This is a genomic window from Nocardia sp. CA-107356 (assembly GCF_050946365.1).
Classification (GTDB): Bacteria; Actinomycetota; Actinomycetes; order Mycobacteriales; family Mycobacteriaceae; genus Nocardia.
This window is the reverse complement of sequence record NZ_CP191992.1, coordinates 2,806,786-2,828,008: the sequence shown is the minus strand read 5'-3', so window position 1 is coordinate 2,828,008 and position 21,223 is coordinate 2,806,786. Positions and strand designations below refer to the sequence as shown.

At 65.3% G+C, this 21,223-nt stretch carries 17 protein-coding genes and 1 pseudogene; 10 read left to right on the top strand and 8 right to left on the bottom strand.

Features of this window, described 5'->3' with window-relative positions:
* Positions 1-127: 127 nt before the first annotated feature.
* Both ACQP1G_RS12780 and ACQP1G_RS12775 read right to left on the bottom strand, forming a co-directional pair.
* Positions 128-430: a hypothetical protein gene (locus ACQP1G_RS12780; protein WP_433202724.1), complete on the bottom strand. Its 303-nt coding sequence runs from the start codon at positions 428-430 to the stop codon at positions 128-130.
* Positions 423-845, bottom strand: a complete 423-nt coding sequence (locus ACQP1G_RS12775) for a DNA-directed RNA polymerase subunit beta (protein ID WP_433202721.1) — start codon at positions 843-845, stop codon at positions 423-425. Before ACQP1G_RS12775 ends, ACQP1G_RS12780 begins: the two co-directional genes overlap by 8 nt.
* A 534-nt stretch (positions 846-1,379) precedes the next feature.
* Between ACQP1G_RS12775 and ACQP1G_RS12770 the strand changes: the two genes are divergently transcribed.
* The 3 genes and pseudogenes from ACQP1G_RS12770 to ACQP1G_RS12760 all read left to right on the top strand — a co-directional run.
* A complete protein-coding gene (locus tag ACQP1G_RS12770; RefSeq protein WP_433202718.1) occupies positions 1,380-2,264 on the top strand; it encodes a helix-turn-helix domain-containing protein in 885 nt (294 codons plus the stop codon).
* Positions 2,261-2,467: a DUF397 domain-containing protein gene (locus ACQP1G_RS12765; RefSeq protein WP_433202715.1), complete on the top strand. Its 207-nt coding sequence runs from the start codon at positions 2,261-2,263 to the stop codon at positions 2,465-2,467. The genes ACQP1G_RS12770 and ACQP1G_RS12765 overlap by 4 nt, the downstream gene beginning before the upstream one ends.
* A 612-nt stretch (positions 2,468-3,079) precedes the next feature.
* A pseudogene (locus ACQP1G_RS12760) lies at positions 3,080-3,736 on the top strand (response regulator transcription factor); the annotation flags it as partial.
* On the opposite strand, the gene ACQP1G_RS12755 reads toward ACQP1G_RS12760, so the two are convergent.
* On the bottom strand, positions 3,727-5,154 hold the full coding sequence (locus tag ACQP1G_RS12755; protein WP_433202712.1) for a DHA2 family efflux MFS transporter permease subunit: 1,428 nt from the start codon (positions 5,152-5,154) through the stop codon (positions 3,727-3,729). The pseudogene ACQP1G_RS12760 and the gene ACQP1G_RS12755 overlap by 10 nt on opposite strands.
* Before the next feature lie 500 nt (positions 5,155-5,654).
* Here ACQP1G_RS12755 and ACQP1G_RS12750 point away from each other — a divergent pair, with 500 nt between their 5' ends.
* Complete coding sequence (locus ACQP1G_RS12750) at positions 5,655-6,869, top strand: hypothetical protein (protein WP_433202709.1); 1,215 nt, start codon at positions 5,655-5,657, stop codon at positions 6,867-6,869.
* A 517-nt stretch (positions 6,870-7,386) separates the two neighbouring features.
* Here ACQP1G_RS12750 and ACQP1G_RS12745 read toward each other — a convergent pair.
* Positions 7,387-10,167: a helix-turn-helix transcriptional regulator gene (locus ACQP1G_RS12745; RefSeq protein WP_433202706.1), complete on the bottom strand. Its 2,781-nt coding sequence runs from the start codon at positions 10,165-10,167 to the stop codon at positions 7,387-7,389.
* Between the two features lie 209 nt (positions 10,168-10,376).
* Between ACQP1G_RS12745 and ACQP1G_RS12740 the strand changes: the two genes are divergently transcribed.
* From ACQP1G_RS12740 to ACQP1G_RS12725, 4 genes are all read left to right on the top strand, one after another.
* The gene (locus ACQP1G_RS12740; RefSeq protein WP_433202703.1) at positions 10,377-11,582 is read left to right on the top strand and encodes a phosphotransferase; all 1,206 of its coding nucleotides are present in this window, start codon (positions 10,377-10,379) and stop codon (positions 11,580-11,582) included.
* Between the two features lie 19 nt (positions 11,583-11,601).
* Complete coding sequence (locus ACQP1G_RS12735) at positions 11,602-12,177, top strand: threonyl-tRNA synthetase editing domain-containing protein (RefSeq protein WP_433202700.1); 576 nt, start codon at positions 11,602-11,604, stop codon at positions 12,175-12,177.
* Between the two features lie 15 nt (positions 12,178-12,192).
* On the top strand, positions 12,193-12,642 hold the full coding sequence (locus ACQP1G_RS12730; RefSeq protein WP_433202697.1) for a threonyl-tRNA synthetase editing domain-containing protein: 450 nt from the start codon (positions 12,193-12,195) through the stop codon (positions 12,640-12,642).
* Between the two features lie 429 nt (positions 12,643-13,071).
* Positions 13,072-13,365, top strand: a complete 294-nt coding sequence (locus tag ACQP1G_RS12725; protein WP_433202694.1) for a hypothetical protein — start codon at positions 13,072-13,074, stop codon at positions 13,363-13,365.
* A 302-nt stretch (positions 13,366-13,667) separates the two neighbouring features.
* Here ACQP1G_RS12725 and ACQP1G_RS12720 read toward each other — a convergent pair whose 3' ends face one another.
* Both ACQP1G_RS12720 and ACQP1G_RS12715 read right to left on the bottom strand, forming a co-directional pair.
* On the bottom strand, positions 13,668-14,234 hold the full coding sequence (locus tag ACQP1G_RS12720) for a hypothetical protein (protein ID WP_433202691.1): 567 nt from the start codon (positions 14,232-14,234) through the stop codon (positions 13,668-13,670).
* A gap of 228 nt (positions 14,235-14,462) precedes the next feature.
* Positions 14,463-15,197, bottom strand: coding sequence for a MerR family transcriptional regulator (locus ACQP1G_RS12715; RefSeq protein ID WP_433202688.1), 735 nt, complete (start codon positions 15,195-15,197; stop codon positions 14,463-14,465).
* 170 nt (positions 15,198-15,367) lie between these two features.
* On the opposite strand from ACQP1G_RS12715, the gene ACQP1G_RS12710 reads away from it, so the two are divergent.
* The gene (locus tag ACQP1G_RS12710; protein ID WP_433202685.1) at positions 15,368-15,724 is read left to right on the top strand and encodes a DUF1707 SHOCT-like domain-containing protein; all 357 of its coding nucleotides are present in this window, start codon (positions 15,368-15,370) and stop codon (positions 15,722-15,724) included.
* Between the two features lie 43 nt (positions 15,725-15,767).
* Here the strand turns inward: ACQP1G_RS12710 and ACQP1G_RS12705 are convergent, their stop codons facing one another.
* Positions 15,768-18,203: a tetratricopeptide repeat protein gene (locus ACQP1G_RS12705; RefSeq protein WP_433202682.1), complete on the bottom strand. Its 2,436-nt coding sequence runs from the start codon at positions 18,201-18,203 to the stop codon at positions 15,768-15,770.
* Between the two features lie 126 nt (positions 18,204-18,329).
* Complete coding sequence (locus tag ACQP1G_RS12700) at positions 18,330-19,865, bottom strand: amino acid permease (protein WP_433202679.1); 1,536 nt, start codon at positions 19,863-19,865, stop codon at positions 18,330-18,332.
* Between the two features lie 198 nt (positions 19,866-20,063).
* On the opposite strand from ACQP1G_RS12700, the gene ACQP1G_RS12695 reads away from it, so the two are divergent.
* Positions 20,064-21,119 carry an SPFH domain-containing protein gene (locus ACQP1G_RS12695; protein WP_433202676.1) on the top strand — a complete coding sequence of 352 codons (1,056 nt, stop codon included), beginning with the start codon at positions 20,064-20,066 and terminating at the stop codon, positions 21,117-21,119.
* Positions 21,120-21,223: the final 104 nt, after the last annotated feature.

The window sequence follows — 21,223 nt, the reverse complement described above, 5'->3', positions numbered from 1 at the left end:
CCACAGTGCAGCCGAGCTCGACGATTGGCTGCGACGGCACTGAACCTCACCGACCTTGCTGCAACCTCGCGGACCGACTTGCCGTGCGGCACGCAGGGATCCGGAACGGAAGGTGTGCGAGGCCAGCTCAGTTGAGGGTGCTGGGGTTGATCAGGGCGGCGAAGGCCTGTGCGTCGCAGTCGGTTCCCTCTGCCCCGTTCAGGATCACGTCCAATAATGGTGCGTTGGCCAGCATTCCGGCGCCGTAGTGGCCGGATTCGCGGGCGCTGGCGAAGACGGCGTAGATGACTCGGGCGTACAGCTTCGAGCGGGGGACGCTGACCTTCGCGCCATTGGCCAGCAGTTCGATCGTGTGTGCGTCGACCGCGTCGATTACGTCCTGGAGAGCGCGGATTTCGAGATCGCGAAGTGAGGTTTCGTTGTCAGACATGAGCGGTCGTCCTACGCCTGCCGGGTCCGGCGCATGCGCGGACCGATTCGATCACGATCAGGCCGGATGGGCGGAACATGTCTCGGGGTGGTTCGACCCACTGCCGCAAGGCCTCGGACTTCGATGTGGGTGACGGCAGTGCCACAGTCCCGCCCTCGCGCACCACTGATACGTCGACCCGGTACAACTCGGCGAACAGTTTCGTGTTGTCGGGTATGTCCGGCCTGATCAAGAACGTCCATCTGTTCGAGCGTGGGTGGGCCAGAATCGGGCCGACCCCGGCTCCGCGGTGCTGCAGATCGCGGCGGACGGCCTGCCCCAATGGCGCGGGCATGGTCACGGCCCACACGTGCGATGTTCGCATCGTGATGCGGCCGAGGCCCGGCGGGTCTACCACCGCGGGCAGGTCGCACACCCGTCGATAATACGCACATCGGGACAATGGAGTATCCCCGCCGGGTATCTGAATCTCGCGGGTTTCGTTGGTGTGCAATATATTTCGCTTCACTGCGACTTCCCCCTGTCGGATTGCCACGCGGTGCCGCAGGCATGGCCACCCCGGCATCGCGAGGATTCAGCGGAGTCGGCCGACCCCCATTCGCGGACCGCAGCCGCGACCGCGGATACGAACGCCACCGGCAGGGGTGACCAAGATCCGGGGACTCCGAGGTCCTCCGGGACTCGTTGCGGTAGTTGATGACTCGTCATGGGTCCTCCCGTCCGGGGTGGCCTGGTCCTGGCTGCTGATGAACCAGCCAGGGTCGAGCAAGCCGAAACGGTGGGAAGTTCTCCCGTCCGGGCCGCGATCAGCACATCACGAGCCGCTTACCTGGGGAATCTCCTTCTGAAGATTCAATTTAATTCGCTCAAAACCCCATGGAAATGCTCGTTGAACCGTCAAGATGTACTCAGAATTGTGGTTCTTCAGATTCAGAATCGAGGAGCACGGATGCCCGAGGACGAGTCGCCCACCCTGCTGCGTCGTCAGTTGGGGCGCTTCCTTCGCGAACAGCGAGAGATCAGAGGGCTGACCATCGCCATAGCGGCGCAGGAGGTTCAGTTGAGTCCCGCTGCGCTGCAACGGCTGGAGACCGGCCGTCCACAGAAGCTACGCAAACAAGATGTTCGAGCGCTGTGCGAGCTGTATGAGGTCGAGCCAGAGGAGATGGACAAGGCGATCGACCTTGCCGCTCAAGCGGCGAAGAACCCTGACATCACGGCGCTCGGCGGGCTGTTCTCGAATGCATTCAACATGTACATCGGCATGGAGCAATCGGCACGCAGCCTCATCACCTATCACGAGCAGATACCTGGACTACTCCAAACCGCCGACTATGCGAATGCCTTGATCAGCGCGTTCTATCGCGACGCGAGCCGAGACGAGATTGCTCGGCGGGTGGACATCCGCAAAAAGCGACAGGTGATCGTGACCCGAAAAGCCAGACCTCTCGCCATGGAGGTCCTGCTGCACGAGTCCGCATTGCATCGCGTCATCGGTGGGCCACGCGTGATGGCCACACAGCTTCGCGAGCTGGCGGAGATCAGCAAGTTGCCGAACGTGACATTGCGGGTGCATCCGTACTCAGCTGGCATGACCTGGGGCATTCTGCATGGCCCGTTTGTGATTCTCGACTTCGGGACCGACCGGAAAGGCAAGGAGATCGAGCCGCCCGTTGTGTACGTCGAAGGGCGGGTGAGCAGTGACTTGTACGTGGAGAAGCGCGAAGAGGTGCAGCGCTACCATGAATTGGCTGACGCTGTTCGGGCCGATGCGCTGGACGAGATTAGAACGCGAGACCTGCTTCGTCGGGTAGCTAGGGAGTTTGAGGCGTGAACGTTGACCTGACTGGGGCACGCTGGTTCAAGAGCAGCCACAGCGAGAGCGGGGGTCAGTGCGTGGAGGTCGCGTTCCTCGACGGCGGGCACGTCGGCGTCCGCGACTCCAAGAACCCCACCGGCCCCGCCTTGACCTTCACCCCCGGCGAGTGGGATGCGTTTGTCGGCGGCGCTCGCGATGGCGAGTTCGACCGCAAGTAGCTTCGCCGCAGAGCCCCTGGCAGCCTCAGTGCAGACACTCGGCCAGGGGCTCTTCGTATGCTTGCCCAGCAATCCAGCCAGGGTGCGCAAACCGCGGCATGAGTTCAAGTGCGTAGCAGCGTGATCAGGCGAACGGAAGGCGTCCGGGTCTGCGCGAAGGCGATGCGCTGCGGGATCGACGCGGCGGCCGGGCTGCGATCGCAGATCACCACGGTGCCGTTGTCCAGGCGGAGCCGGTCCAGACAGCCGTCGATTTGGTCGAGTCCCTCGGCCAGCGGATCGGCGTGATGTCCGGCCCAAACCTTCAGCTCTAGTGCCTCGCGCTGCTCGACCTGCCGCCTGTCGGCAAGCGTAGATCTGCAGCGTCCGTGCCAGCGGAACCTCGAAAATAGTTGCGAGCGCCGGGATCTCGTTCGACGAACATGTAGCCCCGCTTAGGGGAAAGCGAACTCGCCGCCACTGACCCGGCGATCTACCGCGCATCGATGCGGATATTCCCACCCGAAATGGCGGATGATCCTGGCGCTCGGCTGCCCTAGGGTCCGAATCGCAACCGTCCGAACCATTCGAAATCGGCCGGACACAGAGCATTCGAATGCAGAGGTGTCGAGTATGCGGGTGATCGTGGTCGATGCCGACGACAACGTTGGCGACGCGCTGGTGCATCGGCTTCGACGCAGGGGCCATCAGGCGGATCGCAAGCGCAGAGGTGCGGACCTGCTGGTCGCGCACCATCGGTATCACGCCGCCATCCTCGACCTCGAGCTGCCGGATATGCCCGGGCTGGAGGCCCTGCGCAAGCTGCGCGAAGTCAGTTCGATGGCGGTAGTCGTGCTCACCGCGGACGCCGATGAGCGCTCGGTTGTGCGTGCGCTGCGCAGCGGGGCCGACGACTACCTGGTGAAGCCGCCCCGCATCGGCGAGCTGGCGGCCCGGCTGGACGCGATCGCCCGCCGTGCTCCGGTGACCGTCCAAAACCGCACGCCGACAATGACGGTCGTCGCAGGAGATGTTCGGGTGGATCTGCGGGGCGAAATGGTCGAAGTCGCCGGTCGACCGGTGCAGCTGACCCCGGTCGAGTTCGAGGTGTTGCGGGCGCTGGTCGAGCACCCCGGTACGGCGGTCAGTCGTCAGCACTTGCTGGACCGCATCTGGGGCGACGCGTTCGTCGGGGTGTCGCACGCGCTGTATGTGCATGTCACCAGGCTCCGGAGCAAGTTGAATCGCCCCGGCCTGATCACGACCATCCACAGCTACGGCTACCGATGGAATCCGGATGCCGCCTTCGGCGATTCCGGTGTTCGCGGCATCAGGGTCGCGGCGAGCACCGCACCGGTGAAAAGTAGGGCACCACAGATCCACAGCGCGTCACGGAAACCGCTTCCGAAGCCGATGGCATCAGTGAGCGGCGCGCCGGAGATGCCGACGAGCCCCGGCAGCGCGGCGACGGCGAGCAGTTGCGCGGTCCTGGCGACCGCATTGTTCACCCCGGACGCGATTCCGGCCTCCGATACCGAGACCGCGGCGAACACCGCACCGGTCAACGGCGCCACGAAGACGGCCAAACCCGCACCCAGCACGACGGTTCCCGGCAGCACATCGCTCAGATAGCTTGCGCGCGAACCGATTCCCGTCAGCAACACGGCACCGACCGCGGCGAGTACCGATCCGAGCGTCATCGGGATCCGCGCGCCGTGTCGTTGTGCCCACCGGCCCGCTGCGGGAGACGAGACCAGCATGATCCCGGTAATCGGCACCATCGCCATGCCCGCAGCCAAGGGCGAATACCCCGCGACCACTTGCAGTTGGAGCGGCAACAGGAACAAGACGCCACCCAGGCCCGCATAGAGGGCAGCGGTCACCACATTGGCCGCGGTGAACATCCGGGAGCGGAACAGTGACGGCGGCAGCAGCGGATGCGCACCGCGCATCTGGATGAGCGTGAACATCGCGAGCAGCGCCGCGCCGAGCAGCGTCATCCACCCCCGTGCACCGATGAACCCATAGGTCAGCGCACCCAAGCCGGCCACGGCGGTCGCCGCACCCGGCACATCGAGCGGCCGCGCCCGCGCATCCCGCGATTCCGGGAGGTACCGCACCGATACAACGGCCACCGCCACGGCGAACGGCACGTTGACGAGAAATACCGAACGCCACCCGGCCAGCTCGGTCAGCCAACCTCCGACGATCGGCCCGACCGCCTCGATGACGCCAATGAGCCCCGCCCATAACCCGATTGCCGCACCCTGATCGCGACGATCGATCGAGGCCGAGATCAGAGCAAGGCTGCCCGGAGTGAGCAGCGCACCCGCGATACCCTGCACAACCCGGCCCGCGACCAACATTTCCATCGAGGATGCGGCACTGCACAGCAGTGACGCCAGCGCGAAACCAACACTGCCCCAAGTGAATATCGTGCGCCTACCCAGCCGATCCCCCAATGCCCCACCCACCAGGATCAGCGACGCCAAGGCCAGGGTGTAACCGCCGACCACCCACTGCAGGTCGGCCACATCGTCGCCGAGACTCGAACCGATCTGTGGCACTGCGATATTGACGACCGAAGCATCCAGCACAACCACCGCCGAGCCGAGCACCGCCGCCGCGACAACCCATCCTCCGGTGACCGAACGTAGGCGCGGCAGTTGGACGAGCGCGGCACTGTTCGGTGCTATGAGATCGCTCATCTCCGGTGATCGAGAATCATGCCGAACCAACTCTGGGCTACCGGTATACGAGGCCACACTGGCTACTCCGATCGATGCTGAATCGCCGACGCAAGATCAGGTGTCGAATACAAACCCTGTGGTCCACTTCTCCGACAACGGAATTGTTGACGTCGCAACCGCACCCGCGCCAACCGGCGAATCGCACATTTACATCGGCTTAAGTTCGGCCACCGGGTCGCTGCGCTTCAGCCGATGGACTGCGGGTCGATACCCAGTTCGGACCGAGGACGCGGCGGTCGGCGACACCAGCCAGAACTCGACGACTGGCGGCGGCACCGAGTCCGCCGGCCCGAGTTCCGAGATTCGCTTCTTCGCTTCGAGCTCCCACCTTCTTACTCGACGAAATGGCTCATCGACATCCGGTGTCCTCACGGGTGGAGTGTCTGTTGGAGCGGATCACCTGTCGGCCAGGTAATCTCATTGCAACTGATCAGGCAGACTCCGGGGGGACGTGTGCAATGACACAACAAGAAAGCGCCCGCTTCAAACGCGGCGCCGCGATCACTGCGGGCGTGCTCGCCTGCCTCGGTGCCGTGCACCGACTGCTCAGCGCGATCGGTGCGGCGGCCACCTACTTGTACCTCGACGCCGGAAGCGATCGGGTGCGGGCCGCGTTCGGCCCCGCTCGCACGATTCTGGCGATCTCGATTCCGATTTGCTCGGTCATCGGGATTCTTTTACTCGCAGGCGGAACTCAACTGTTTCGCAGGAAGCCATCCGCTCGCTGGTTGATCATCACCGGCTGCGCCATCGACATCGCCTACATCGTCATCGAATACATTGCGGTGCGGGTGTGGGCCAGCCAGAACGAAAACCAGATCATGCTCGGCGGCCCGGTCCTGCTCGCGATCGGGCTCATCTTCCCGATCGCCACTGTCGTTGTGACCCTGATCAATTCGACGTCGATGTGGATATCGAACTCGGCATCGGCAACCAACACCCGCTCTGTCCCCGCACCGCAGCCGGGCACGGTGACCAGTCGCAATCCACATACGCCACCGCCGCACAACCACGATCCCCGAACTATCGACCCCACAATGTCACCGCTGCCACCGCCATCGGTGCCGAGGCAGTCGGCGAAGACAATCGCCCCGCCCAGTTCCCGCACGCGCAATCTCGTCGGCCCGGCCGTCGCCTTTATCGCAGGGATCATCGTTACCGCAGCGACCGTGACCGCCGCAGTGATCATCACCCCCTCGGACGAACCCACCTCGACCGCTGCCGTATCGACGGCTGCCGCACCACCGGCGTGGGGCGGGGCGCAGTGGATTGTCGACATGTTTCCGAAGTTGTTCCCCACCAAGCCGACGCCCTACGTATCGGGACAATCTCCTGAGAAGTCAGCGGACGGGTGGCGCGGCCTGAGCTGCCAAGACGACGGCAGCACCCGATTGTATCTCCGGTGCTACAACGACTTTCGCAACAATCCGATGCTCTTCGTCTACTGCATTGCGGGGAAACCGTATGGCGATCCGGTGGACCCCGATTACCGGGTCCACGAAAGATTGCCGCGCCCGTCCGGAATAGTGACTATCTGGAGCCGCGCCTCCGACAGGGTCGGCGTCTCGGTCACATTCGGCGATTCGCAACGCGGCCAATGTCGGATAGATTCCGGCTGGGCGAATCACAGCGCGGAGGAACTCATCGATTGGTGGCGTTCCGCACCACTGTGACGCCGGGCCCATCCCCCGATTCCGGAGCAGACACCGAAGCCATCAAACAACACAACTCTCCAACACCTCGGCACGCAAACCTGAAGTGAGCCAACACCCGAGCCGCGGAAGCGAAAGCCGGGTACGGCACACGACGCGCCCAGCATTGCCCCCGGTAAACCACTGAACGGCAACAATCCTGGGGACAGCGATCCCCGAGGAGGAGTCAGTGCAGGACAACAGGACCCACCGCAGCACGACTTTCCCCCCGGCTTCGACGCGGACGCCCAGCGCGCCGGGATGCCCTGCAACGGCGTCGGCGAGCAGCGTGTCGATCGTCCGCTGCTCCGCCGCGCGTCCGAATAGCATCCCGTTCGCCCCGACTTCCCGACCTCGTCCACCTTCGATCAGAGCGCACCCTAACGCCTTCCGGAAATTTCTTCTCGATGCCGGGTCGTGATCGCCAAGGGCGGACAGCGGGTACGGATGTTCGCAGGCGGGATGGCGGATGATCACGTCGGGCGAATCGCCACCACCGTCAGCCTCCGGACATCGTCGCGGCGATATCGCGGCGCGAGCCGACACCGAGTTTGGCGAAGATGTTGGAGACGTGGGACTGAATTGTCCTGCGGGACAGGAACATCTGGGCGGCGATATCGGCGTTGGAGAAGCCTTCGGCCACCAGCGCGGCTACCTTGCGTTCGGTGTCGGTCAGGGCGGCGCGGCCGGTTTTGGGACGATTGCGCGGGCCGCGCACGCCGCGGCGAATTCCGTACGGGCGCATGCGCGCGACCGCGCGGGCGGTATCCCAGGATGCGCCCAGGCCGGTGTACAGCTCGACCGCGGCATCCAGGGCGCTGCGGGCATCCGAACCACGCCCATCCGCGGCGAACAATACGGCCGCGTTCTCATGTGCCTGCGCCTCGTAAAGCGGTCGCCCCGCCTGTCGGAAGTCGGCGGCGGCCGTGCGCAGAACGGCGGGGTCGCGTTCGGCGACGCCGCGGCACAGCAGGGCGGTGCCGGTGCGAGCGGCCGTCGGCTGGCGTCGAGCCTGCTCCGCGGAGGCAGCCACCACCGAGCGCGCCGCGTCCTCGTCACCGACATCGGCGGCGAGGCGGGCGATGTCGGGGAAGATGTAATACAGCGTGGGCGCGGTCAAGCCGTCGGCGAGGCGCTGGTGCGCGTCGACGAGCAGATCGAGCGCGCCACGCGGTTCGCCGCGGGCCTCGAGCATCAGGGCCTTGACCCACGGATGGAACTGGCCGTAACCACTGCTGCCCAGTTGGTCGTTCGGTGTGGGGACGGTGTCCGGATCCGGCAGGAAGGTGCCCCGGTGGACGCCGATCAGCGCGGACAGGCTGTGCAGGATCGGGGTGTATCCGAAGGCGTCGGGCACCGACTGGCCCGATGTGCATTCGACGATCGCATCGTCCCAGCGTCCGTCCAAGGCATACAGCCGCGCCTTGGCGACCAGATTCGCGCCCAGATAGACACCGTGGATCCGGCGATTGTGCCCGATCGCCTTGTGCAGCACCGCTTCCGCGTCGGCGAGCCGATCGAGCTCGATCAAGCAGTGTGCGTAGAGCACATACGGATCGAACTGGTCGGGACCGAAGCCGTTCTCGAAGACGGCCAGGATTCGACTGCTCAGTTCCAATGCCTCGTCGAGATAGCCGTGGGTGTAGCGCACCGCCCCCACGGTCAATAGTCCGTATCCGGTCGCGAGTGGATCGTCGGTGGCATCCCCGATCGCCAGCGCCTGCGCACCCGCCGCCTCCGCCGCATCGAACCGACCGAGGAAGAAGTTGTTCAAGCCGCTCATCCCGTGGAATCGGCCCGCGTCTTCGACCGAGAGATTCGATGTGGCCAGGGCTTTTTCGGCGACAGCAACCACCTCGCGCAGATCGCCGCGGGCATGGCACGCCCGCATCAGCAACCACCGCAGCTCGATATCGTCTTCCGGTCGGTTCAGCAGCGCCGTGCGCACCAGGGCTTCGGCCTCGGCCGCGCGACCGTTCCAGAGCAGCGCTTGGGCGTGCAGCCGCACCAGTATCGGACGTACGCCGAGGTCCGCGGTATCCGCCGCGCGCCCCAACAACGGCACCGCGATCTCGGGTGCCCGCACGATCAACTTGTCGGCCACCGTGACCAGCCAGTCGAGCGTGGGTTTGTCGAGCTCGTGCTCCCCCGCCAACAGGTAGTACGCGATCCGCTCGATGGGTGCGTCGGTGGCCAGCAGGATCTGTCCGGCCCGACGCAGCAATCCCGCACGCAACGAATCGGGCAGCTGATCGGCGAGCACCTGCCGGATCAGATCGTGCCGGAAGACCAGTTCGGAGTCGGCGCGGGTGAGCAATCCGCCGTCGGTCGCCTCGGTGACCACATTCCAGATTTCCAGAAGCGGACTGTCCAGCACTGCGGCCAGTTCCGCGACATACACCGTCGGCCCCAGTGCGGCGGCCATCGGAAGCACTTGCCGCGCCGACCGTGACAGGAATTCCAGCCGCTGCGCAATCGCCCCCGCCAACGACGCGGAGGGACGTTCATCATCGGCCAGCTCGACCGGATCGGCGGTATCCGCGACCACCGTAATCGCCTTGTCGCGCATCAGGGAGGCCACCAATTCCGTGATGTAGAGCGGATTTCCGCCCGCGCCGACCACCTGCCGCATCAGGCCCGGCCCCGGAATCGCACCGACCATATGCCGAACCAGTTCCGCCGACGCGGGTTCGGACAGTGCACCGAGCCGAAGCATCGGCGCACGACGTTCCACGAGTTCGGCCGTCAACGCGACGAATCCGGTGTCCCTCGGCAACGGACGCGCCGCCAGTATCAGCAGCAGCGGCAGCTCGTTCAGCACGCCGGTGAGCCGGTGCAGCACCGTCAGACTCTGCCGATCCGCCCAATGCGCATCGTCGATGACCAACGCGACCGGACCGGCGGCACACCAGGTATCGACCAGATCGAGAAACGCCTCGGTGATCGCGAACTCGTGCGTCGCCGCACCGTCACCGACTCGATCCCCACTGCGCAGCAGCGCTCGCACCGGATCGGATCCGCGATCACTGCCGAGCCAGGAGCACACGGCCGCGAACGGCACCTGCCGCTGCAATTCCTTCGCTGCTCCCCGGCGCACGCTCAGACCGCCGGCTGCATGGCTGGCAACGGCCGCATCGAGTAGCGCGGTCTTGCCGATACCGGGCTCGCCCTCGACGAGCACCACCGTCCCCTCCCCCACGGCAGCGCGTCGACCCAGCGACGCCACACGCTCGACCTCGGCATCGCGACCGACGAAAACGGAGGTGAGGGAGTCCTGCACGAAGGTGATCCTAAGCGGCCGCGCGACGTTATGCAGAATGCACACCCCCCGCTCAGCGCGTTATCGAACCGCCGGATGCGGATATTCCTGCCCGCTATGACGGATGTTCCCGCCGCGCGGCTGCCATAGGGTCCCCGATTACGGCAGCTCACCACCCGGATCCGGCCGGGTACAGCGCATCCGATCGGCTGCCGTGCAGAGGAGAACCGTTGCAGTCCGAGGCATCCACCCGGCACCCCGCACTCGCGGTGGTGCGCGGAATCACCCGCATCGGTGGTCAGATCGCGAGGGAAGCGGTCACCCGTCCACAGGCCCTGCGTGCGGCCGATGTGCCGGTGACCGGTCGAGAATTGACCACCGATTGGCTGACCGCGGTGCTGTGCTACGACCATCCGGGTGCGGTGGTCGAGGCGTTCGACATCGGGGGTAAGAGCAGCGGCACCTCGACCAGGTGGACATTGACCGTCACCTACAACGAGATCGGTCAGGTCGCGGGCCTACCGGAAAACCTCTTCGCGAAGACGACCGCGGACTTCAAACAGCGGCTCACCCTCGACCTGGCCGGAATACTGCACGGTGAACCCGGCTTCTTCAAACACCTACGCCCCAACCTCGATATCGAGGCCCCACGTGGCTATCACAGCGCGGTCGACAGCCGGTCGGGGCGCTCCATCTCACTGCTCGAGGACATCGTCAGCACCAAGGGCGCCAGCTTCTGCACGCCGGGCACCCCGATCGGACGCACGCAAATCGAGGATCTGCTGCGCACCATGGCAACCTGGCATGCCCGATACTGGGACGACGACGGGCTCCAGCTGCACCGGTGGCTCAAGGCGCCGCGGGCACATTTCGCCAACCTCGACCGGTTGATCGGCATGTCCAAACGGGCTCGGGTCGGGGCCCGACGCGCGGCCTCGGTGCTGCCCGACGTACTTCCCGCCCAACATGATCGGCTGTACCGCGCGCTGGAACGCTCGCTCGAGATCGCCAGCACCGGACCGCAGACCTTCCTGCACGGCGACAGTCATATCGGCAATACCTACGTCACCGCGGCAGGCCGAATGGGCTTCACCGATTGGCAGGTCGTGCTGCGCGGCAGTTGGGCCTACGACTTCGCCTATGTGGTCGGCTCCGGCCTCGCGGTGACCGATCGGCGGGCTTGGGAACGCGACCTGCTCACCGTCTACCTCGAACAGCTCGCGGCCTGCGGTGCTCCGGCACCCGACTACGACACGGCCTGGCTGGCCTATCGCCAGCAGGCGTTGTATCCGTACTTCATCTGGCTGTCGACCATCGGCCACAGCGCCATTCAGCCGAAGTATCAGCCCGATGAGGTCTGTCTCGGCATCATCGACCGCACCGCGACGGCCGTGCTCGACCTCGATGCCGCGGGAGCCGTCGAGGCGGCCGGATGAGCCCGTCCGGAGGTAGCTGATGCGCATTGTCAGTAATCGATGCCGCACCGTCGAATACACGGTGACGACAGCGAGTCCGTGCGCCATCGATCTCGAGCCGTCGGTGATCGGGGCACGGCGGTGCTTCCACGACTGCCTGCTGGTGGAGATCGGGGTGGATCGCGGCGACCGCGCACTGGCGGGCACTGCCGTGCAGCTGGTCCGGCGCATTCTCACCGAATCCGATGCGGGGCCGATCGTCGTCGAGGGCTTCGCGTGCCTACCGCGCCCCAGCGAAAGACACAGCACCCCAGCGGGATTCGATGTGCTCTCGGAACTCGCCGAGGCCCTCGACGTGCTGACCGAAGTCGCCGAGCGGCTCGAGGAACGCGGTGAGCAGGTTCATCTGATGCCGTTCGGCTGGTACAAGAGTTGCAACGTCGACCCGCTCGGCGGGATCGGGACACAGCACGTCATCCACATGTCGGCCGATGACGCCCGACGGTGCGAACCGGGAATGCGCTCGCACGGATCACGCTGTCCCGCCCTGAGCAACTCGACACTCGCCGCACGACCCAGAACCGTATGCGTATCACCTGATCGTGGCCGACGCTGACACCGGAGTCAGAGCATGAGAATCCTCAGTAGCCGTTGCCGCACCTTCGAATACACCGTCACTACGGCCAGCCCGGTCGCCGTCTCGCTCGAACCGACGGCGATCGGGGTGACGAACTCGTTTTCCGACTGCCTGCTCCTGATGGTCGGGGTGGAGCGCGGCGATAGTTCGGCATCGAAGGCCGCCAGCAAGATCGTGCGGCGCATCGCGTCCAAAACCGATGCCTCCCATATCGTCATCAATGGGTTCTCCCATCTGGCCACCCCCGACGAACGATCAGATGTACCAACCGCACTCGCTGTGCTCGCGAGTCTCGCCGAATCCCTGCAAGCCCGCGGCGCCCGCGTCCACCTCATGCCGTTCGGTTGGAACAAGCGTTGGCAGGCCGATGTGCTCGACGGCGAGTGGGAACAGCGGGTCGTCCACCTACCGGCCCTGACGGACAGCGCAGCCTACGTCCGGTGATGGCGGCGGCGAGTGGGCCGCACTGGCGCGATCTACCCTTTAGGTCGTAGCAGGTTGCGCTCGCTCCTGAGCAAGGCTCGCATGTGAATGTTCGCCAGCTACACGAGCTTTGGATGTAGCAGCACGGAAACCCGCCCATCCGAGAGCGGGTCCTGGGCGGCGTCCGATATCCCCACACATGGGAAGCCGCGGCCGGAGCTCATGGCAACGTGGTGTCGCCCAGTGTGCGCCTTGCTCCGAGCGCACAGGCACCTGGGCGCAAGCCCGCCTTCACTCTCATGGTTGGGGGAGGTGCGGAAATTTTCCTAACGGTTCACTATTGATTGCGCCGTCAAATAGCGGCACAATAGAGCTAGGACAACCTGCATCCCCGGCACACACCTATCGACCAAGTCCGGGACCGACAGGACTAAGGAGATATCGGTAACCATGAACCTCAAGTCGAAGAAGGTCGTCATCGCCGGTGCGGTCGCCGGTGCGCTGGTCATTACGCCGGCCGCCATGGCGATTCAGTCGACCATCGCGTCCCCCGGGAGCCACAGCAACGGCAACGGCGGCGGCGCCCGCGGCGGCTACAGCAACAGCACCTCAGGTGGCAATCGCCGCGTCGCCGATCAGGACCACGCCTCCACCGGCAACAACAACACGAGCCGGGGCTCCTACCAAAACAGCACCGACGGCGGACAGTGGGTCTGGGTTCCCAGTGAGAGCAACAGCCGCTGACCTATTCCCCTGCGGCTCTTCATATTCCGAATGCGACCGCCGCCCCGAAAGGGCGGCGGTCGCATTCGTCTGTGCGCCGCCACCAAGGTGGCTCCTCAGCCTTCGCCCCTTCTACCGAGCTCCGCACCCGCGCGAGCAGAAGCCGTATCGGCAGCCAATTGCGCTCCGCTAGTGGCTAATTGACCGCACCGCCAGCGAACAACCAACTCTCGACACAGCTCGATGCCCTTCCGAACGGCGTGCGCAAAATTGCGCCGCCGTCCGAAAGGGCATCGGCAGTATAAAGATTCGCAGTCGGCGACTCAGGTCAACTGGCCATCGACGCACAGGCTCGACGACCGCCACGACGGTCCCGGCCGGTTCGCGCTCATATCGAAGTCCCACTGCGAGACTGGCCCGGCGGCGCGCCAGAACAGTCCGCCGCGGCCATCCGGAATCGCCTCGTAGATGTCCTCGCGGCCCTCGATCAACTGGCTGCCGACGCAGTAGTCCATGTAGTCGGTGCCCGGCTGCTGGGCACCAGGGCTGAACTGGCCCACCGGATTTCCGTGGGTGCCAGGGTTGAAGACGGTGCTGCGCCCGGGGGCAAGCCCCTCACGGGACCAACGCGCGAAGCCGAAGAAGTCCGACTGGCACCGGAACATCCAGCCGCCCGCGGCGATCGCCACGCCCTGCGGATGACCGACGCCGGCCCACAGGCAGCGCACGCCGATATCGGCGTTGGCCGCGGGGGTCGCGGCGCCGAGACCGAATCCGCTGGCCGCCGCGGCAATCGCGGTGAGCAGGGTGAGCGCTCGAATCTTACTGCCACCCTTGGTATTACATTCCGAAAGCCGCGGCGCACGGCGCCATCCGCTGAGGTTGCCCATCGACGTCTCCTTCATCATCGGTCGCCCCGTCGGCCGACGTCGATACGGGCCGAGGGGAAGTGCTGTTCCCGCTGACTAATGTAACGCTATTTAACGGCACGTTAGACCAAGTATCGCCACACATGGGAACGTTGAAGGAGGAGAGGTCCGTGCCGAGCGCGAAAGGGACAGGTCACGGCCTGAATTCAGTACGGCGCACCCGCCCATCAGCGGCGCGCGGCGATGCTCCTAAGCGTCCGGCAGCGCTTCGGTAAGTTCGCTGTCCTGCTCGAGATACCGGCCGATGAAACGGTTGACCAGTTCGGCGGTCGCCTGCCCCGGCCGAACCTTGGTCGCGGCCACCCGCTCCGCGAGTACGGCAAGGTCCGTCGGTGTGCGCTCCGAGCGCTGATACGGCTCCCATGCGGTCCGATGGAAGAGATCGACGAATCGCCGGGCGATCCGATCAGAGTCCGCGCGCAGCCGCTCCAATTCGCCGAGCAGCGCGTCGGCCGGAATACCCGCACCCTCCAACTGATCGAAGATGTGGATCAGGTGCGGATCGGCGATGCGGTAGGTCGCGGCGTCGACCGGTTCGTACAGACCGGCCGACACCACGCGGGCCAGGCCGTTGGGTACCTCGCTGTAGCGCTGTACGAGCTCGGTCGCCGCGATCGTGTCACCGGAAGACGGCGCGGTGGACTGTGTCGCACCCGGCTCCGCGACGCCGAGAATGTCGCCGAGATCATCGCCGCGGTCCCACGCCTCGAGCAGTTCCCGAATCCCGTTCAGCTTGATCCCCCGGTCGAGCAAGCGGCTGATCGTCTGCACCCGATTGAGGTGATCCGGTCCGTAGAAGCCGGTGCGGCCCTTCACCTGCGGTGGCGGCAGGATGCCGCGCTCGGCGTAAACCCGCAGGCTGCGCACGGTCGTACCGGCCTCGCGCGCCAGCTCGTCGATCGTGTACTCCACGTCCCCTGCCATATGTCTAGGAAACCACATCGAAACATTACCCACAGGTAAGCATACGGCAGTGATGTCGGGTACCTATGGCCCGTGAGGCGGGTGTCAACCCCCAATGACACCGCAAACTATTCCCGCCGTTGGCAATTCACCGCCACCAAAATGGTCTCGGCGGGGCATATCCTTCCGACATGACCGAAGCGCAGGCTTCTCGAATTACCGTGACGGAACGGGAGCGGGCGCTGGAACAACTGTCGCACCATCTCGGCACCGGACGACTCAGCCTGACCGAGTTCGACGAACGCAGCGCCAGCGCGGCGGCAGCGACCACCAAAGGACAATTGGCGGAATTATTCGCCGACCTGCCGGGCACCACACCGGCCGCACCGCCGGCAGCGCCCACCGGCAATGCGCTGCAGAGGCTCTCGACCATCGCCGCGCTGATCTCCATCGTCGCGGTCGTGCTCGCGGTCGCCACGGGCAACTGGCTGTGGCTGCTGGCGGGCACCGGAACGATCGTCGCCTTCGTGGTCCAGCGCATGCGCTGAGCCTCGCTGGCCCCCTGGCACCCCTCCCCAGCGAACGCGCGCCCTACCAGCGTGTGCGCGGCCGAACGGAGTTCGCCAAATCGACCAGCCGGTAGCGGTGCCAGCGATCGGGCGCAGTCCTGGCCAGGGCGCGCAGGCTGGTTTCGAGGCCCTGTTGCAGGCCCGCCGGGGTGACCGGGAACCCGAGGATCATCCGGTTCGGATTGCGCGAACGCCCGCCGACCCGCAGCCACTCCAATGCGGCGCCGACCACGATGACCTGCAGTTGCAGCGTTCGAGCATCATCCGGCAGCGCCTCGAGGCGGGCCGCCGCAGCGCAGATATCCGCCTCGGTGATATCGGCGATCGGCCGCGATACCAGCAGCAGACATCCGGTCGTATGCGCGACGCCGTGATGGCGCGACGCCGCGGGCACCTGGTCCAACACGGCGACGGCCTCGAGCAATTCGCCATCGGCGGCCTGCCGACGGGCCAGGCCGAAGGCCGCGCTCACCACGCCGTGGTTGGTGCGCCACACCGCACGGTAGTGCTCGGCCCCGGCGCGGTGCCATCGCTCCGATTCGGCGGGCGTATCCAGATGTTGCAGGATGAGTTCCGCCGTGGCCGCCATGGCCAGTTCCGGGCCTATCTCACCGGGCAGCATCGCGTGTACGGTCTCGAAATGCTGCCAGGCCCGGTCGTAGTGGCCATCGAGCAGCGCGGCGACGCCCACATACCACTCGATACGCCAGTCCGCGCCGTAATCGGGCCGCAGATCGGCGAGCAACTGACAGGCCGGAACCGTTTCCCCGAGGTCGAGATAGGCGCGAACCGCGGTCAGCGGTCCTTCCAGATCGAAGGATTCCGGAGCGACGATCGTGCCAGCACGGATGCGTTCATGCGCCCGGCGCAACGCGTCGAGCGCGTGCCGCGGTTCGCCGTGCAGCAGGGACGACAACAACTCGGCACTGGGATCCTCGCTATCGATCAATGGCGTCGGCAGTGCCGCGACGACATCGCGCGCCTCGAGCACCGGCATGCGGTCCATGCCGTCGACGATCCCATCGGTCTGACCGATCAACGTATCGATGCCGAAATCGTCTCGCATGGAACTGAATTCGACCGACGGCTGCGGATGTTCCAGGCCGGTATCGATCGCGAGAACCATGCGTAGCGCACCCGCGAGCTGACAGTACATCGAATACGCGGACGGGAACCTGCGATCCGGCTCCGGGTCGGTGGCCCGCAGCAGCAAGCGGTACAGGCACGAGTAGCGCGCCAGCAGCGGATCCTCATCGGGCTCTGGAATGCCGCCGAGAAAGTGGCCGTCGCGATCGCGCGGCAGATCCAGCGCCAGTGCGGCCAGCGTCCGGCCGACGGTATAGATATCCGATACCACCGTCGGCCCGGTCTCGGTGATCTCGGGCGCCTGATAGCCGGGTGTGCCGTAGATGCTGCCGTAGGAATCCATGGCCGCGACCGCACCCAGATCGATGAGTTTGACCTCGTGTTCGCTGACCATGATGTTGTCGGGTTTCAGATCGTTGTACGCCAATCCGAACGAATGCAGATAGTCCAGCGCGGGCAGGATTTCCATGATGTAGGCGATGGCCTCGACGACCGGAATGCGCTCCTTACCGCGCAGGTCGAGCATCTTCTTCAGTGATTGCCCGCCCACGTATTCCATGACGATATAGCCGTCGGCAATATCGCGGCCGGACCGGTGCTTGACGAAGTTGTAAATCTTGACAACGCCGGGGTGCGCCACCTCGGAAAGGAATTGGCGCTCGGCGAGCGCGACCACATGCGCTTCGAAGTCGAGCGGGTTCTGCAATCCCTTCAATACGACCCACCGATCGCTGACATTGCGGTCGACGGCCAGATAAATCCAACCGAGCCCGCCGTGCGCCAGCGATCCCTGCACCTCGTATTGGTCGGCGACCAATTCGCCGCGCTGCAGAGCGGGACGGAAGTTGAACGGCGATCCGCACCGGCCGCATTCGCCGACCACGGCACCGGGTCCGCTGGCGCTGCGGCGACCGACCGGTTCCTGACATTTCCAGCAGAACCGCTTGAGTTCGGGCACTTCGGGATCGTCGAGGATGGCGGTGCGCGGATCGACCGGCGCCACCCGCGGCATCGGCACCAGACCGGCGCCGAGCCGCCGCACACTCGGACGGGAACGGCTGCTGCGGCCGGAGCCGGCCTCGTCGAGTTCGAGGGGATCGGCGCCCGTATCCGGATCGGTCACGGGCATCGTCGCGCGGCTGTCATCGAGCCGCAACTCCGGGCCGGGCGGTGCGAACCGTTGTGCCGGAGTACCTTCCACGATGCTCGGTCCGGACCATGGGTGCTGGCGGCGTTGCGAGGGTTCGACCTTCGACATGCCTCGGGTGGCCCAGGGGTGCGGCGTCCGCCGCGGTACCTCGGTACCGCGCATCCGCCGATTCGCCCATGGATGCGGCAGCGGGTTCTCGGAGGCGCTGGGTTGCTCCGGCATGGGAACCTTTCGAGCCTATTGAATCGGGGTCCCATTCTCCGCCGCCGTCCGCCACCGCGCGTATTCCTTATTCCCTGCTATGGGAATAGCTCCGCCCCGGACATGTTGTCCGGGGCGGAGATCGGTTTACTTGTCGTCGGGCTCGTCGAGGATGACGACCGGCTCACCATCGCGCAGGCGCGGCGGGCGCTCGGCCAGCACCGGGAACTGACCGGTGATGCCCTCACGCTCCTGGGCGACTTGCAGCACCCGCTTGCGGGCCACGAACCACCCGCCGATGAACGCCGGAACCACGACGACCACCATGGCGATCACCGCGCCGCGCTGTTCGACGCTGTCGCTGAATGCCATCAGCAGGATCACCGTCACCAGGAACACCAGCGTGGCGTAACTGGTGTAGGGCGCACCGACCAACCGGAACGACGGACGTTCCACCAGCCCCTTCTTCGACCAGCGCCACAGCTGCAGCTGGCAGACCACGATCGCCGCCCAGGCCGCGATCGTGCCGAGGGCCGACATGTTCAGCACGATCTCGAAGGCCTTGTCCGGCACCATCGCATTGAGCCCGACGCCGATCAACGCGATCGCACCGGTGGCGAGGATGCCGACGTAGGGCACACCGCCACTGGACATCCGCGAGGCGATCTTCGGCGCGCTGCCGTTCATCGACATCGACCGCAGGATGCGGCCGGTCGAGTACAGGCCCGCGTTCAGGCTGGAGAAAGCCGCCGTCAACACCACCAGGTTCATGACCGAGCCAGCGCCGCCGATACCGAGCTTGGAGAAGAACGTAACGAACGGGCTCTCACCGGACTTGAAGGCGATGTAGGGCAGCAGCAGCCCGAGCAGTACCAGCGATCCGACGTAGAACAGCGCGATCCGGGCGATGACCGAATTGATGGCCCGCGGCATGATCTTTTCCGGATTCTCGGCCTCACCGGCCGCCGTGCCGATCAATTCCACTGCAGCATAGGCGAATACGACACCAGTCGTAACGGTGACCAGCGGCAGCAGCCCGGTCGGGAACAGGCCACCATGGTCGGAGATCACGCTGAAACCGGTGGTCTCCCCATCCAGCTTGAACCGGCCCCCGAGGAAGATGGTGCCGACGATCAGGAAGGCGACCAGCGCGATGACCTTGATCAGCGCGGCCCAGAACTCCAGCTCACCGAACCATTTCACCGAGATCAGGTTGATGCTGACCACGATGGCCAAGGCCACGAGCGCGATCAACCACTGCGGTATCGCCTCGGTGGCTCCCCAGAAATGGACATAGGTGGCGATCGCGGTGATGTCTACGATGCCGGTCATGCACCAGTGGAAGAAGTACATCCACCCGACCGCGAAAGCCAGCTTCTCGCCATAGAACTCACGCGCATAGGAAACGAACGATCCGGAGGACGGACGATGCAACACCAGCTCGCCCAGCGCCCGCAGGATGAAGAACACGAAGATGCCACAAACCGCGTACACGATGAACAGTCCGGGACCGGCAGTGTGCAACCGACCACCGGCACCCAGGAACAGTCCGGTTCCGATCGCGCCACCGATCGCGATCATCTGCAGCTGGCGCGGGCGCAACGCCTTGTGATAGCCCGCATCCTCAGCATGCAGAGCATCCGCGGGCGCCGGCACTTCCGCGGAGTGTTGAACGGTTGTCATGGTGAAGCCTTTCACGTGACGGCGATCATATCGCTGCTTAATGTAACGCTATTCAACGGCACGTTCAATAGGGAACGGCGAGTCGTAACCCCGCAGAAACGAAGCACCACGGTCCCACCCACTCTGACCTGGCAGTTGGTTGATCGTGCCGCTGAATATCGGTACGCTGGATACGTTCTCGGCTGATGGAGTGCGCACATGGCATGGTTCGAACGGGAGTTCATCGCGGTCCCCGAAGACCGTAAGAACCAACTGGTCTACAAGTGGCCGGATGTCAATATCCGCCGCTACAGCCGGGCCATCGTCAACGCCGACGAGATCGCCCTGTTCGTCAAGTCCGGCCAGGTCCTGGCCGCGATGGGGCCCGGGCGGCATCGGATCGATGCCGATGAACTCCCGGTACTCGGCGCCATGGTGGATACCCTCACCGGCAACAACTTCTACCGGGCCGAGCTGTATTTCGTCTCCACCCGGGAGTTCGCGGGGATCAAGTTCGGTGGGCGGCTGGCCGATATCGCCGATCCGGTCAGCGAACAGGTCGTGACGCTACGGGTCTTCGGCGAATTCGCGCTGTCGGTGCGGGATCCGGCCGAACTGGTCACCTCGCTGGCCGGGACGACCGATCTGGGCGCCCCGGCGACGGTGAAGTCCTGGTGCTCGGACCTGCTGCTGAAGTCCATGAAAGTCGCTGTCACACAGGGTATTTCCCGGGGCGACTGGCCGGTGCTCGGCCTATCCGGGCAGCTGGAGTCGATCGAGGCCGCCGTGGTGCGCCAGACCAACCTGACGCTCTACGAGTACGGCCTGCGCATCGCGCGCTTGGGGAACTTCGATATCACCCTGGCGCCGGAGGATGCGGACCGCATCAAGCGACTCGCCAAGGATGTCACCTACATTCGACTGGCCGGAGACTTCCAACGTTATGCGGCAGGCGAATTGGCGCTCGGTGCCGGCCAGGGCTTCGCCCACGGCAACGGCGGCGGCGACGGATTCCTGGGCGCGGCACTGGGTTTGAACGCCATCCAGCAGCAGGCGCCGACCAACCCGTGGCAGCAGCACTCCCCCGCACCGACCCAACCCACAGCACAGCCGGTGTGCGCCGGATGCCGAACCACCAATTCGGCGGGCGCTCGGTTCTGCACGAACTGCGGTGACTCACTGGCGCCCCGACCGAGACACTGCACCGAATGTGGAGCGGATCTGACCGCGGGAGCGAAGTTCTGCGGCAGCTGCGGCACGGCCGCCGCAAGCTGACCGGCCTCCATACATCTTGCGGCAACACAACCCGCTCCCTCCTGGCGCATACCTATCAACGTCAGGACGAACCGTCTCGGCGGCATACCGAGGCTGCGACCGCT

Excerpts from the sequence above, each read along its gene's own strand:
- ACQP1G_RS12705 (WP_433202682.1), bottom strand. The coding sequence starts at position 18,203 with ATGCCGGAGCAACCCAGCGCCTCCGAGAACCCGCTGCCGCATCCATGG.
- ACQP1G_RS12720 (WP_433202691.1), bottom strand. The coding sequence starts at position 14,234 with ATGGGCAACCTCAGCGGATGGCGCCGTGCGCCGCGGCTTTCGGAATGT.
- ACQP1G_RS12735 (WP_433202700.1), top strand. The coding sequence starts at position 11,602 with ATGCGCATTGTCAGTAATCGATGCCGCACCGTCGAATACACGGTGACG.
- ACQP1G_RS12710 (WP_433202685.1), top strand. The coding sequence starts at position 15,368 with ATGACCGAAGCGCAGGCTTCTCGAATTACCGTGACGGAACGGGAGCGG.
- ACQP1G_RS12715 (WP_433202688.1), bottom strand. The coding sequence starts at position 15,197 with ATGGCAGGGGACGTGGAGTACACGATCGACGAGCTGGCGCGCGAGGCC.
- ACQP1G_RS12780 (WP_433202724.1), bottom strand. The coding sequence starts at position 430 with ATGTCTGACAACGAAACCTCACTTCGCGATCTCGAAATCCGCGCTCTC.
- ACQP1G_RS12750 (WP_433202709.1), top strand. The coding sequence starts at position 5,655 with ATGACACAACAAGAAAGCGCCCGCTTCAAACGCGGCGCCGCGATCACT.
- ACQP1G_RS12700 (WP_433202679.1), bottom strand. The coding sequence starts at position 19,865 with ATGACAACCGTTCAACACTCCGCGGAAGTGCCGGCGCCCGCGGATGCT.
- ACQP1G_RS12770 (WP_433202718.1), top strand. The coding sequence starts at position 1,380 with ATGCCCGAGGACGAGTCGCCCACCCTGCTGCGTCGTCAGTTGGGGCGC.
- ACQP1G_RS12695 (WP_433202676.1), top strand. The coding sequence starts at position 20,064 with ATGGCATGGTTCGAACGGGAGTTCATCGCGGTCCCCGAAGACCGTAAG.
- ACQP1G_RS12730 (WP_433202697.1), top strand. The coding sequence starts at position 12,193 with ATGAGAATCCTCAGTAGCCGTTGCCGCACCTTCGAATACACCGTCACT.
- ACQP1G_RS12725 (WP_433202694.1), top strand. The coding sequence starts at position 13,072 with ATGAACCTCAAGTCGAAGAAGGTCGTCATCGCCGGTGCGGTCGCCGGT.
- ACQP1G_RS12755 (WP_433202712.1), bottom strand. The coding sequence starts at position 5,154 with ATGAGCGATCTCATAGCACCGAACAGTGCCGCGCTCGTCCAACTGCCG.